10 protein-coding genes are annotated in these 13648 nt (G+C 61.9%); 6 read left to right on the forward strand and 4 right to left on the reverse strand.

Annotated features, from left to right (window positions below):
• From CKW11_RS15560 to CKW11_RS15575, 4 genes are all read left to right on the forward strand, one after another.
• The gene (locus tag CKW11_RS15560) at positions 1-885 is read left to right on the forward strand and encodes a type II secretion system F family protein (RefSeq protein ID WP_095138209.1); all 885 of its coding nucleotides are present in this window, start codon (positions 1-3) and stop codon (positions 883-885) included.
• A 22-nt stretch (positions 886-907) separates the two neighbouring features.
• Positions 908-1630 carry a tetratricopeptide repeat protein gene (locus CKW11_RS15565; RefSeq protein WP_095138210.1) on the forward strand — a complete coding sequence of 241 codons (723 nt, stop codon included), beginning with the start codon at positions 908-910 and terminating at the stop codon, positions 1628-1630.
• Positions 1631-1647: 17 nt separating this feature from the next.
• Entirely contained in the window at positions 1648-1920 is a 273-nt protein-coding gene (locus tag CKW11_RS15570) for a DUF3613 domain-containing protein (protein WP_095138211.1), read from the forward strand.
• A gap of 228 nt (positions 1921-2148) precedes the next feature.
• The gene (locus CKW11_RS15575) at positions 2149-4551 is read left to right on the forward strand and encodes an autotransporter outer membrane beta-barrel domain-containing protein (RefSeq protein WP_095138212.1); all 2403 of its coding nucleotides are present in this window, start codon (positions 2149-2151) and stop codon (positions 4549-4551) included.
• A gap of 223 nt (positions 4552-4774) precedes the next feature.
• On the opposite strand, the gene CKW11_RS15580 is transcribed toward CKW11_RS15575, so the two are convergent.
• The 4 genes from CKW11_RS15580 to CKW11_RS15595 form a co-directional block, all read right to left on the reverse strand.
• Positions 4775-6445 carry a ShlB/FhaC/HecB family hemolysin secretion/activation protein gene (locus tag CKW11_RS15580; RefSeq protein WP_095138213.1) on the reverse strand — a complete coding sequence of 557 codons (1671 nt, stop codon included), beginning with the start codon at positions 6443-6445 and terminating at the stop codon, positions 4775-4777.
• Between the two features lie 134 nt (positions 6446-6579).
• Entirely contained in the window at positions 6580-8148 is a 1569-nt protein-coding gene (locus tag CKW11_RS15585; RefSeq protein WP_095138214.1) for a collagen-like triple helix repeat-containing protein, read from the reverse strand.
• A 305-nt stretch (positions 8149-8453) separates the two neighbouring features.
• Positions 8454-9308: a MaoC/PaaZ C-terminal domain-containing protein gene (locus CKW11_RS15590; protein WP_095138215.1), complete on the reverse strand. Its 855-nt coding sequence runs from the start codon at positions 9306-9308 to the stop codon at positions 8454-8456.
• A gap of 2 nt (positions 9309-9310) precedes the next feature.
• Positions 9311-10663: a 3-oxoacyl-ACP reductase gene (locus tag CKW11_RS15595; RefSeq protein WP_095138216.1), complete on the reverse strand. Its 1353-nt coding sequence runs from the start codon at positions 10661-10663 to the stop codon at positions 9311-9313.
• A gap of 329 nt (positions 10664-10992) precedes the next feature.
• Here CKW11_RS15595 and CKW11_RS15600 point away from each other — a divergent pair, with 329 nt between their 5' ends.
• Positions 10993-12270 (forward strand): acetyl-CoA C-acetyltransferase, encoded by a 1278-nt coding sequence (locus tag CKW11_RS15600; protein WP_095138217.1) that lies wholly within the window; start codon positions 10993-10995, stop codon positions 12268-12270.
• Between the two features lie 324 nt (positions 12271-12594).
• Positions 12595-13491, forward strand: coding sequence for a PA4780 family RIO1-like protein kinase (locus CKW11_RS15605; protein WP_003221347.1), 897 nt, complete (start codon positions 12595-12597; stop codon positions 13489-13491).
• The last annotated feature ends 157 nt before the right edge of the window (positions 13492-13648 follow it).

The raw sequence follows: 13648 nt of genomic DNA on the forward strand, positions 1-13648 counted from the left end.
ATGGTCTATCTCGCCGCTCTGATGCTGCTGCTCGGTGCGTTGTTGCTGGTGGTCAATCACTTGCTCACCGAGCGCCGCCGGGTGCGCCAGGTCAACCAGCGCTTGCAGGGGCAACTGGTGCGCGAGAACCGTTTTGGTAGCTGGCTGCGGGCTCTGGGCAACAGCAGGTTCGGTCAGCGCTCGGTGAGCATCGACAGCGAAACCCAGACCCTGCTCAGTCGCCTGGGCTGGCGCCGTGCCAACGAGCGCTCGCTGTTCGCCGCCTGCCAGATCGGCACGCCGCTGCTGGTTTTGGGGCTGGCGATCTTTCTGCAGGAGGTGTTCTTCCCTCAAGCGGCCAACCGCTGGATCGTGCCGATGCTCGCCACCGGCGCCGGTTACCTGCTGCCCAAGCGGCTGCTGGCCTACGCCGCCGGACGCCGGCAGAAAACCATCGCGGTGGAAATCTCCACGTTCATTCCGCTGCTGCGCATCCTGTTCGAATCAGGCATGGCAGTCGAACAAGCCTTGCGCGTGCTCAGCACCGAAGGGCAGAAACTGCTGCCGGAACTGACCCGCGAACTGCGCCTGATTCTGGCCCGGGTTGACTCGGGACTGGAGCTGGGACAGGAACTGAACAAGGCCTCGGTGATGCTCGCGGTCGATGAGTTCACCGACACCTGCGTGATTTTGCAGCAACTGATCCAGCAGGGTGGCGGGGCGATGAAGTCACTGCTGGCGCTCAAACAATTACTCGACGACCGCCGCCTGACCCGGCTGCAGGAATACATCTCGAAGATGTCAGCGAAGATGTCGGTGGTGATGATGCTGTTTCTGTTTCCTGCCTTGCTGATCGTACTGGCCGGCCCGGGGTTCACCGCGATTACCCGGGCATTTGCAAGCTAACGTGGCTCATGGAGAGCGTTTGATGAAAGCATTGATTGTCCTGGCAAGTGTGTTGTTACTCGGCGGTTGCGCCACTGACGGCCAGGCGCCGTGGTCGGCGATGCTCGCACCGAGCAGTTGCAGCAAACTCGATTCCGAACAGGAACTGGCGCTGAACCTGGCGGACGATCTGGCCAACGACGGCAAGCTGCACGCCAGCCTGGCCAATCTGCAAAGTCTGCCCGACAAACTGGTCGAGGTACGCCTGCGCAAGGCCAGGGTTTACCGCTTGCTCGGGCGCAACGAAGCCGAGCCGCTGTATCGCGGTTTGCTCGGCACCTGTCTGACGGCGGATGCCGAACATGGCCTGGGACAGATCTATGCCGCCCGTGGCGACAACGGTCAGGCCCAGGCGCACCTGCAGCGCGCGGTGCGTCTGGCGCCGACCAATGAAAAGATCCGCAACGACCTGGGCGTGGTCTACCTCAACCAGTTGCGTCTTGAGGACGCGCGCTTCGAATTCCTTACCGCTATTGAACTCAAGCAGAACGACCAACTGGCCACGCTGAATCTGGTGAGCTTGCTGCTGTACCAGAACAACTGGCAGCAAGCCGCCGAAATCGTCAGCCGCGCGCACCTGACGCCGGAGCAGTTCGCCGACGCCCAAGCCCGCGCGGAAAAACTCAAAGTGCCGGCCAAGGCCCCGGCGGCGGCCGGTAATCAGGTGGCGGTGGTGGCTGACCCACAACCGTCGGCGCTTAAGTGACACTCCGGGAGATGACCATGAATACCTTGCACAGCGTGTGCTGCCTGGCCCTGCTCAGCCTGCCGTTCGCCGCCCAGGCAATCGATGCCGGCCCGGCCTCGGCGCAGCAACAGGAAACCGAAGGCTGGCTATTGCTGCAAAGCCGCAACCACGCCGCTTCGCCCAAACCGCAAACCGCCACCGCGGCAGAGCGGGAGCTGGCGCTGCAACGCTGGTTGAAGAAATACAGCTACGAGATTCCGGACTTATACGATCCGGATGCGGGCGGCAAGATCGAGAGCAAAAACTAGGTTGATCGCAAAGCTCAAGCGCGCAGGAGAATGCGGCCTGAGCGGATACTCGATGTATTGCCCTGAAAATTGACGCCATCACTTTGACTTTTGTGTGGTATCAAAATGATGGCTCGTGTACATTCCCCCGCGCCCGAGCCAGGACGACCTGGCGGGACGGTAGGGATGCCTGAATCACGTAATGAACCCTGCTGAAACTGTTTCTCATGTTTTGGAAGGGAATCTCGCGTGACTATCGTTTGCCTGCGCCGCTCTGTCCTGGCGCTTTCCATCTCCGCCGCCACTGTTTTGCACACCTCTATGGCTGTCGCCGCTGGCGCGAGCCTGAACCACGATCTGAGTGGCGGCCCGCTGACCAGTAATCTGCAGAACTGGGGGCTGATCACTCTGAGCGGTAACGGCAACATCGCGCCCGTTTCCCAGGTGAGTATGACCTACGGCGCACAACTCACTGGCGTGACGGCGGATCAACTGCGTAACACCGGCAATATCCGGATTGACGGTGCCAAGTTCGGAACCGGTATCAGTCTGTGGACCGCTGGAGTGGTGCCGAACAACATCGCCGGCGCGCTGATCAACGAAGGCTCTATTTCGGTTCACGGCCTGAGCGATGCAGGTACCTCCAGCGGTATTTCCGATATCGGCAGCACGCTGGGCAACTCATTCGTCAATAACGGCAGCATCGATGTCAGCGGCGAGACCGCCAGTGGCCTGTTGCTGGTGCATACCAGCATGACCGGGCTGAGCAACCGAGGCACCATCAGCGCAAGCGGTACCGACGCATTGGGCGTATTGCTTGACGGCGCAACGCTGAGCCTGTCGGTCAACAACACAGGGACCATCCGTGCGACCGGCGCCAATGCCGAGGCATTGGTGTTCGAGGGGGTCAAGTTCAGCGGTCCGATTGGTGCCAATTCCACCGCGCTGTGGAACGGCGGAACCATCTCCGGTGAGGACATCGGTGTGCATGTCAGTGGCCAGGCCAATGGCGCCCTGCCTTTCGGCATTTATCAAATGAACGGGTTGATCGAGGGTGGCAAGGCGGCGATCCAGGTCGATGACGGCGCGAGCTATTTCTACTTCTATGGCGGCGCGGTGAAGGGTGATCTGCTCGGCCTGTCCGGGGTCAAGGTCGACGGTGACGCGATTTTCGACGGCTCGACCATCCGCTCCGGCTACGTCACCATCGAGGAGGGCACGCTGACCCTGATGAAACCGCACACCACCTTCATCGGCGACTTCGACATGGAAGAGTCGAACTCGGTGCTGGAGATGTACCTGGGCAATGACACCAACCCGGCGCTGCCTGTACTGAAAGTCACCGGCACCACCGATGTCGCCCCGGGCGCGCAACTGCGTCTGCTGGCGCGCTCCAGTGATTTTCGCGTGAGCCCCGGTGGCACGCGTTACACCCTGATCAGCTCGGGGAATCTGGTCGGTGGCAACAACCTGACCGTGACCTCGACCTCCGCTCTGCTGGACGTGAAGAGCTTCGGCGTGAGCGGCAATGACATCACCAGCGTGGTGACAACCAAGTCGAGCGAGGTGCTGGCCGAGAACACCCTGGCAGTCGGCGGCAGTGATAATGCGGCGACGGCGGTGGGGCATGTGCCAGGACTGCTGGCACGCCTCGATGAACAGGATCCGGTGTTCCAGGCATTCGCCAACGCCAGCACCGATGCCGAACTGGCGCGCCTGAGTGAAACCCTCAGCCCGGATGTCAGCCGTGGTGTACTGCACGCGGCGACCAACAGCCAGACGCTGGTCTCGGGCGTGATCAATGATCGCTCCAGTCGCGCACGCTCAGCCACCGGCGCCCCGGAAAAAGGTGTGTGGCTGCAAGCCCTGAGCAGCGATGCCAACCAGGACGAGCGTCGCGGTGTGGCCGGTTATGACGCCGACAGCCACGGGATCGCGGTCGGTGCCGATGGTCAGTTGAATGCCGATACCACACTGGGTCTGGCCTACAGCTACCTCGATACCGATGTGAAATCCGATCTCGGCAACAAGACCAAAGTCACCGGGCATGCGCTGACGCTGTACAGCAACTGGGTGCATGACAACTGGTTCGTCGACTCGTCGCTGATGTACGGCTGGAACGACAACGAATACAAACGTCATATCGCCGGCACTCAAGCCAAGGCTGATTACGACAGTGACGTTTTCGGCGTGAGCGCTCTGGCCGGTTACAGCCTGCGGCTGATGCCTGATGTGGTGCTGGAACCACAAGTCGGCGCGCGCTATGCCAATGTGGGCATGGATGCGTATCGCGAGAAGGGCAGCTCGGCGTCGCTGAAGGTCGGCAGTCAGCGTTATGAAGTCGGTGAGATGGGCGTCGGTGCACGTCTGGCGGCGGCATTCGATGTCGGCAGCGGCAGCCTGGAACCGGAAGCGAAGCTGATGGCCTGGCATGACTTCATCGGTGACAAGGTCAGCACCACATCGGCATTCGTGCTGGGGGGCGAGCCCTCCGTCAGCCGCGGTACCACTCCGGTGCGTGACAGCTATGAACTGGGCCTGGGCGCCAACTACCGCATGGGCGCCTGGAGCGTCGGCGGCTCCTACAACTATCTGACCTCCAGCGGTTTCGACGCCGACAGCTTCACCGCGAAGGTGCGTTACGCGTTCTGATCCGCATCGCGTAAAAACTGTGGGAGCGAGCTTGCTCACGAAGGCGTAGTGTCAGTCGATAAAAATGCTGACTGATCCACCGCTTTCGCGAGCAAGCCCGCTCCCACAGGGATATGCGCTGCAATGTGAGAGCAAGCCCGCTCCCACAGGGATGTGCATTCCAATGTGGGAGCGAGCTTGCTCGCGAAGGCGGTCTGTCTGCTCTGTTGATTGATCAGACACCCTACAGTTGATAGCTGAAACTGATGCTGTAACGCGCCCGACGATTGAACGTATCCAGTGCTTCATCGGACATCGGCTTGGCGGCCTCCAACGCAATGTTGTAGTACTTGGCGTCGCCAAAGCGCAGCCCCACTGCTGCCGATGACAGGTCGTTGCTCTGCACCTGCAGTTTGTTGAACCAGGTTTTCGAACGATCCAGCACCACATACGGTTGCAGGATGCGCACCCAGTTGCCGTCGCGATTGAAACTGTAGTTGACCTCGTAAGCCGCGCCCCAGCCTTTGTCGCCCGATGCCTGATCGTCAGGGTAACCACGGCCGAAATTCTGCCCGCCGAACACCGTACGCTCGCTGTCAGGCAGGGTGTCGTCGCTCCAGTACAGCGCGGCCGACAGCACGCCTTGCCAGTTGTCGAAGAACTTGTCGCTCTGCACGCCGGAAAGGCGCAGGCGCAGGAAGTTCAGGTCCAGCGCCGGGTTGTTGGAATGCGCGCCCATGCTGTCCAGACCTTGATACACGCCGCCGCTGAGAATCCGCAATTGCCGCGCATCGCTTTTGCGCCAGTCACCTTCGAATGCGAGGGCACGCACGTTGGTACGCTCTTCGATGCTGATCGGATAGCCGACCACGTCGTAGCGGTTCTTGTTATCCACTGCATACAGCCGCGCTCCCGCGTTAAGCAGCTCGTTGGAAGCGGCAATGAACGGGTGGCTGATGCCGATGGAGTAACGATCGTCTTCCTTGTGCGGCTTGAGTTCGAAGCCGTCGCTGGTGAGCACATTGGTGCCCGGGTCAGCCCGGTAGCGTGAGGCAAACAGGCTCAGTTGCGTGCCTTCACTGTTGAGGAACTGGTTGTAGTCCACACGGTAGTAGCGCTCGTGATCGTCGCCCGGTGGAAACAGACCGCTCAGGGTCAGTTGCTCGCCCATCGCCGTCTGCGAATTACTGCTGACCCCCAGCAACGCCTGCGTACCGTTGCGGTTGTCTTCAGTGGTGCTCATGGTGCTGGTGAACGGTTTGCGGCTAGCCTGGGCCACCAGCGTCGTTGCACCGTCGGTGGTGCCGGGCGGCGGCACTTGCGCCTGGATGGTCACCCCGGGGATCCGGGTCATCAGGGTGGTGTAGCGTTCGAAGGTCTTGCGGGTCAGCGGGCGTTCGGCCTGGATTTTGGCTGCCAGTTCGTCGAGCAGGCCTTTGACCCGGCCGACATCGCCCTGCACCTGCACATCGCGCACATAGCCTTCCACCAACACCACCCGGGCCACGCCATCGTCGAAACGCTGTTGCGGCAGGAAGGCATAGGACAGCAGATAACCGTCCTTCTGGTAGCGCCGGGTGATGTCGCGTGTGGCTTCGATCAGGTCGGCGAGGCTACTCGGGTGGCCGATCAGGGGTTTGTAGACTTCAGCCAGTTCGTTGAGCGGGTAGATCGTGCCGCCTTCGATCTGCACGGTTTTCAGATTGATTTTGGTCTCCATCAACAGCGGCTGCGCCGTGGCCGCGCCGGGGTCGGGTACTTGCAGGGGCGTGGCGGCGGGGCGATAGGCATCCGCCGGCAGGTTCGGCACGGGCAGGTTACGCGTGGTTTCGTTGCTGTTGAGAAAGCTGGGCAGGGTGTCGGCGAGGGCGGCGGAACTGAGACTGAGGAACAGCAGGGATGCCATTACGCGCATAGGACACTCCATGGTCAGATCACAGCGCTGGGCTGAATTTTTCCTAAGAAAAAAGCGGAAGACTCGTGGGAATCTTCCGCCCTCAACCAAGCGTAGGCGCTGTAGGTGAGGCCGTCGAATCGGCCAGGTGCAATTTAGCGATTGTTACCTCCCAGGGCGCCGGTCAGACCACCGAGCACGCCGCCCAGACCTCCGGTTGCGGTGCCTCCGGTGCTGGTGCCACCGTTGAGCAGGCCACCGACCGCACCGACGGTAGCGCCGACGTTGCTGACCACTCCACCGACGGCGGTAGTGACGGGGTTGTTGGTGGCGGCAATGGTGTTGCCGATGCTGCTGACGGCGCCGCCAACCTGGCCGGTGAGACCGGAGACCGGCGCACCCAGACCCGTTGCGGCGCCGACTTGTTGGGTAACGCTGGTGACCGCACTGGTGACCGGGTTAAGCCCGGCACCGACGGTGGCGCCGACCGTGGCCAGTGGCGAGGTGGTGGCGGTGATCGGCGTGCCCGAGCCACCGAGTACGGTGTTGAGCGAGGCGATGGTGTTGCCCAGTCCGCCAGCCGTGACGCCGCCGGCACTGACCACGCCGTTGGTGCTGCCGGCATTCAGGCCGGAACCGACATTGACCACGGCGCCACCAACGGTTTGCAGCAGACCGGTACCGCCCAGGCCGCCACCCAGACCACCGCCGGTGCTGGTACCGTTATCCACCAGCCCGCCGGCTTTGCCGACGGCGGTGCCGACATTGGTCAAGGCGCCGCCAACAGTGTTGGTCAAGGCGTTGCCACTACCGGCACCGGTCACTTGACCACCCAGGCCTTTGACGGCGCCGCCGACCTGGCCGATCACGCCATTGAGCGGAGCGCCGAGGCCGGTCGCATCGCCTACTTTGTCGGTGGTGCTTTCCACCATCGCAATCACTGGCACCAGACCGTTGCCGACACTCTTGGTCACTGAACCGAGTGGGCCGGTGGTGGTAGCCAGGCTCAGGGTGTCGCCGAGCATGGTGACTTTCTCGCCGACGCCGTCGAGTACCGGGGCGACTTTGGTCACCACGCCGCCGACGACCGGAACGCTGCCGGTGGCGGTCGCCAGTTTGCCGCTCAGGTCCGAGACGCCGGTGCCGACATCTGAAACCACGCCGCCGACCGAGGCTGCGGTGACGCCCAGGCCATTGTCGACCGTGCCCAGTTTGCCGATGCCGTTGGCCACGCCATCACCCAAAGTGCTGACCACATTGCCAGCGGTGTTGGCCGCGCTTTGCACGACGCCACCGACCACCGGAACGGTGCTCAGCGAATCACCGATCTGACCGACGCCATCGCCGACACCGGCGACGGTGTTACCGACATCCTGCACCAGGGTGGTGGTCACCAGTGGTGTCGTGGTCGGGTTGGTCGGATTGGTTGGATCCGTAGGGTCTGTCGGATTGGTAGGATTGGTTGGGTTCGTCGGATTGGTCGGGTTGGTCGTGCCGGTACCGCCAGTGCCACCGGTACCACCTGTGCCAGCGGTATCGGTGCCGCCAGTACCGCCACTGCCACTAGTGCCGCCAGTGCCGCCAGTGCCCGACGTTGCGCCGTCTGGCGAAGAACTGCCGGAGCTGCTGTGATGGCCGCCACCGCCGCTGCTGCAGCCAGCCAGACCGAGAGAGAGGATCAATGCCAGAGCTGTTGCCGATTTGCACCACACTTGAGTTTTCATGATTGAGATTCCTTGCACCTGTAACAACATTCGTCGTTTTCGATGGCTCACCGATCTGTCGCCGGTGATGCCTCGTCCGTGGTGCCAATCTCGATCGCGCGGTGCTTTTCTACCATTCTCAAGTTGGTATTAACGCCTTTATATATAAGGCGCCGCGCCGTGCCTAAGCACTAATACCCAAGATATAGACGCATAAAAAAAGGCCTTGAAAATCAAGGCCTGGAGTTTTTCAGAGTACGGTCTCGGGCGCGGCAAAACTTAAGTGATATATACACAATTTACAGGCTTGCCTCCGGGGTACGGGGTCAGGCAACCGGTTGCCACTGACCGACCATGTGCTCCAGATCGCCGTTGCCGATCAGGCGCAACTCGCCGCTGGACCCCGGTGCACTCGCCAGCAATGAAACCTCACTGGGCAAGCGCACCGGTTTGCGAAAGTGCACGGCGATTTCAAGGTTGGCCTTAGGTAGATGATCAGCCAGTGCGGCGAGGGTTCGTGCCTTGTTCCACAGACCGTGAGCAATCGCCGTGGGAAAACCGAACAGTTTGGCGCTGGCAGCGCTCAGGTGAATCGGGTTGTAGTCGCCCGACACTTTGGCGTACTGCCGACCGATATCGGCGGGGGCTTTCCATTGCGCCACTTGCGTCAACACCTGGGACGGTTCCCAGTGTTGCTCGACAGGTTCGCCGTCGAGTTTCACTCCGCGACAGAGCATCTGGCTTTCGGCTTCCCACAGCGGCCCGAGTTGATCATCCAGAGTGGTCAACACCTCGAAAGTCGCGCCTTTGGGATGTGGCTGCAGGTTGTGCACACGGACGCTGATTTGTGCTCGGTTGATCCCGCCCATCGGCCGCAACACGCGAATGCGGTTGCTCAGGTGAATCAGCCCCAGCAACGGGAACGGAAACTCCTTGGCCGTGAGCAATTGCATCTGCAGGGCGAACGCGAGGATGTGTGGATAAGTCGGCGGCAGCAGGCCGTCATCGGCAAAGCCGCAGACCTTGCGATAGGCCGCCAGTTTCTGCGGGTCGACATCGACCCAGCAACGCAAACCCGTTTCGGGCAGTCGGGTGCCGGTGATCTTGCGCCGCGTCGCGGCCCGCGTGTACAACCCGGGCAAGCTCGGTTCTCGGTCGAGGGTGTGCCATTCAATGCTCATGTCTACGCCCCCAGAACACTTTGGCCACAGACCCGCAGCGCCTGGCCGGTAAAAGCGCCGGTGCCCGGTTGCGCCAGCCACGCGACGGCTTCGGCGACGTCTTGCGGCAAACCGCCCTGGCCCAGCGAACTCATGCGCCGTCCGGCCTCACGCAGGCCGAACGGGATGTGCGCGGTCATCTGGGTTTCGATGAAGCCCGGTGCTACCGCGTTGATGCTGATACCGCGTTCGTGCAGCGTCGGCGCCCAGGCCTGCGCCAGGCCGATCAGTCCGGCCTTGCTCGTGGCGTAGTTGGTCTGTCCGCGATTGCCGGCGATGCCGCTGATCGAGGCCAGCAGAATCACCCGCGCATTGTCGTGCAGGGTGCCACTGTCGAGCAGGGCCTTGGTCAGCACCTGCGGGGCATTGAGGTTGACCGCCAGCACCGCATCCCAGAATTCCGGGGTCATGTTGGCCAGGGTCTTGTCGCGGGTGATCCCGGCGTTGTGCACCAGAATGTCGAGGCCGTCCGGCAGCTGTTCGATCAGTTGCGCTGCAGCGTCGTCGGCGCAGATGTCGAGGGTGATCGCCCGGCCACCGAGGCGCGCGGCGAGGGCTTCCAGATCGGTCTTGGCCGGCGGCACATCGAGCAGAATCACCTCGGCGCCGTCGCGGGCCAGGGTTTCGGCGATTGATGCGCCGATCCCGCGTGCCGCGCCGGTGACCAGCGCCTTGCGTCCGGCCAATGGCCGGGTCCAGTCGCTGACGGGTGTAGTGCACGCGGTCAGGCGAATCACCTGCCCGGAGACAAAGGCACTTTTTGGTGAGAGGAAAAATCGCAACGGCCCTTCCAGTTGATCTTCGGCACCCTCACCGACATAGATCAGTTGCAGCGTGCCGCCGCTGCGCAGCTCCTTGGCCAGCGAACGCGAAAAGCCTTCGAGTGCCCGTTGCGCACTGGAGGCGAAGGGATCGCGCAGGGTCTCCGGGGCGCGGCCGAGAATCACCAGATGTGCGCTGTGGTCGAGGTTTTTCATCAGTGGCTGGAAGAATTCGCGCAGCTGTTTGAGCTGGTCGGTGTGTTGCAGGTCGCTGGCATCGAACACCACGGCCTTGAGTTTCGGCCCGTGCCCGGGAATCCACGCGGTGGCCATTGAAGGTTCGGTGCCGTAGCTGTAGATCGCATCGGTCAGGCGGTTGGCGAACGCATTGACCCGTTCAGCCAGCGGCCCGCCACCGATCAGCAGCGCACCGTCTACCGGCCGCAGGCGTCCGGCCTGCCAGCGTTCCAGCCGCACCGGCGACGGCAGGCCCAAAGCCCCGACCAGACGGTGGCCGATGGATGAGTTGGCGAAGTCGATATAGCGGTCAGACATGGAACGCTCTCCAAAAGTTGGGGTTCAAAGTGTGGACTACCAACGGCAATCAATCGTTCGATCCACGCAATAAGGCCTACGCTAGAACAGCAGAGTAGTCGGCCGCTGATGGTTGTGTGGCCAAACACAAATTCAGTAACAACGCTGAACCTTGTAGGAGTGACCTGTGGTGAGGGGATTCATCCCCGATCGGCTGCGAAGCAGTCGCAATGTATAGCGATTGCAATGAGGGGGCCGCTGCGCGACCCATCGGGGATGAATCCCCTCGCCACAGGTCACTCCTACCAGGGGATTCCGGTGAATTCGACCATTTGGATAAGGAGCTTTTCATGAGTCAGCTGCGCCGCGTCGCCATCATCGGTGGTAACCGTATTCCTTTCGCCCGTTCCAACGGGCCGTACGCCACTGCCAGCAATCAGGTGATGCTCACCGCTGCCCTTGAAGGCCTGATCGAACGTTACAACCTGCACGGTCTGCGCATCGGTGAAGTGGTGGCCGGTGCGGTGCTGAAATTTTCACGGGATATGAGTCTGACCCGCGAATGCGTGCTCGGCTCACGGCTGTCACCGGCCACCCCGGCCTATGACATCCAGCAAGCCTGCGGTACCGGGCTGGAAGCGGCGCTGCTGGTGGCGAACAAAATTGCCCTCGGCCAGATTGACTGCGGCATTGCCGGTGGCGTCGACACCACTTCGGACGCGCCGATCAGCGTCAGCGAAGGCCTGCGCAAAATTCTTCTGCAGGCCAACCGCGCCAAGACCACCGGCGACAAGCTGAAAACCTTTCTGCAACTGCGACCACGGCACCTGATCCCGGAACTCCCCGGTATCGGCGAGCCGCGTACCGGTCTGTCGATGGGGCAGCACTGTGAGCTGATGGCCCAGACCTGGAATATCCCTCGCGAAGAGCAGGATCAACTGGCGCTCGAAAGCCATCACAAACTCGCCGCCTCCTACAGCGAAGGCTGGCACAACGACCTGATGACACCGTTCCTCGGCCTGACCCGTGACAACAACCTGCGCCCGGACCTGACTCTGGAAAAACTCGCCACGCTAAAACCCGCTTTCGAAAAAAGCGCCAAGGGCACGCTGACGGCGGGCAACTCCACGCCGCTCACCGATGGGGCCGCGGTGGTGTTGCTGGCGAGTGAGGAATGGGCAAAGGAGCGTGGTCTGCCGATCCTCGCCTATCTGCGCGATGGCGAGGCGGCAGCGGTGGATTTCGTCAACGGCGCCGAAGGGTTGTTGATGGCGCCGGTGTATGCCGTGCCGCGCCTGTTGGCGCGCAACGGGCTGACCTTGCAGGACTTCGACTACTACGAAATTCACGAAGCATTCGCCGCGCAGGTGCTGTGCACGCTCAAGGCCTGGGAAGACCCGGAATACTGCAAGACGCGCTTGGGGCTGGACGCACCGCTGGGTTCGATCGACCGCAGCCGGTTGAATGTCAAAGGCAGCTCGCTGGCCGCGGGGCATCCATTTGCTGCGACCGGCGGGCGGATTGTCGCCAACCTGGCGAAATTGCTGGATGCGGCAGGCAAGGGCAGGGGGCTGATCTCGATCTGTGCCGCTGGGGGGCAGGGTGTCACCGCGATTATCGAACGTTGAGCGCAATCCCCCTGTGGGAGCGGGCTTGCTCGCGAAGGTGCCGTGTCAGTTACTGTAATTTTGGCTGACATACCGCCTTCGCGAGCAAGCCCGCTCCCACAGGAGGGAAATGCATGCGATGTCAGATTCTGTCGCAAATGCCCTCGACGCTGATTGCCAACATTTCAAACGGGCTCGGCTATGATCGGCAATAGTCGATTATTTCGGCATAGTGTGTGCATCCACAGGGTTCACAGGTCGGCAACCCCTCCCCGTAGCGCGAGGATTGCCGTATAACGAGTGACATTCGCGTGTTTGGTAATAAAGGACCCACAATAAAAGCTGATGAAGACTCCAAAACGCATTGAACCCCTGATCGAAGACGGTCTGGTCGACGAAGTGCTGCGCCCACTCATGAGTGGTAAAGAAGCAGCTGTTTATGTGGTGCGCTGCGGTAACCAGTTACGTTGCGCGAAGGTTTACAAGGAGGCGAACAAACGCAGTTTCCGCCAGGCGGCCGAGTATCAGGAAGGCCGCAAGGTGCGTAACAGCCGGCAGGCCCGGGCGATGGCCAAGGGTTCGAAATTCGGTCGCAAAGAGACCGAAGACGCTTGGCAGAACGCCGAGGTCGCGGCGCTGTTCCGTCTGGCCGGTGCCGGCGTGCGAGTGCCCAAGCCATACGATTTTCTCGATGGCGTGCTGCTGATGGAGCTGGTGGCCGATGAGTACGGCGATGCCGCGCCGCGTCTGAACGACGTGGTGCTGGAGCCGGATCAGGCCCGCGAATATCACGCGTTCCTGATCTCGCAGATCGTGCTGATGTTGTGTACCGGTCTGGTGCACGGTGACCTCTCGGAGTTCAACGTGCTGCTGACCCCGACCGGCCCGGTGATCATCGACCTGCCGCAGGCGGTGGATGCGGCGGGCAACAACCACGCGTTCAGCATGCTCGAGCGCGATGTGGGCAACATGGCTTCGTACTTCGGGCGCTTTGCCCCGGAGCTGAAACAGACCCGCTATGCGAAAGAAATGTGGGCGCTGTACGAAGCCGGCACCTTGCACCCCAACAGCGTGCTGACTGGCGAGTTCGACGATCCGGAAGATCTGGCCGACGTTGGCGGTGTATTGCGCGAGATTGAAGCGGCGCGGCTCGACGAAGAGCGCAAGCAGGCGATCCGTGCGGCGGATGACGAGCCCAAAGGCAAGTCCGACGAACCGCCTCCGCCACCGTGGATGCAGTAAGCGCTTGAACAGAAACCCGGCTTCGGCCGGGTTTTTTGTGCATGCCCCATTTCCAGCACCACCGCAGATCCCCTGTGGGAGCGGGCTTGCTCGCGAAGGGGCCGTATCAGCCGCCATCCTTGTTGGCTGACACACCGCCTTCGCGGGCAAGCCCGCT

This window comes from Pseudomonas sp. Irchel s3a10, from assembly GCF_900187525.1.
In the GTDB taxonomy this organism is placed as follows: domain Bacteria; phylum Pseudomonadota; class Gammaproteobacteria; order Pseudomonadales; family Pseudomonadaceae; genus Aquipseudomonas; species Aquipseudomonas koreensis_G.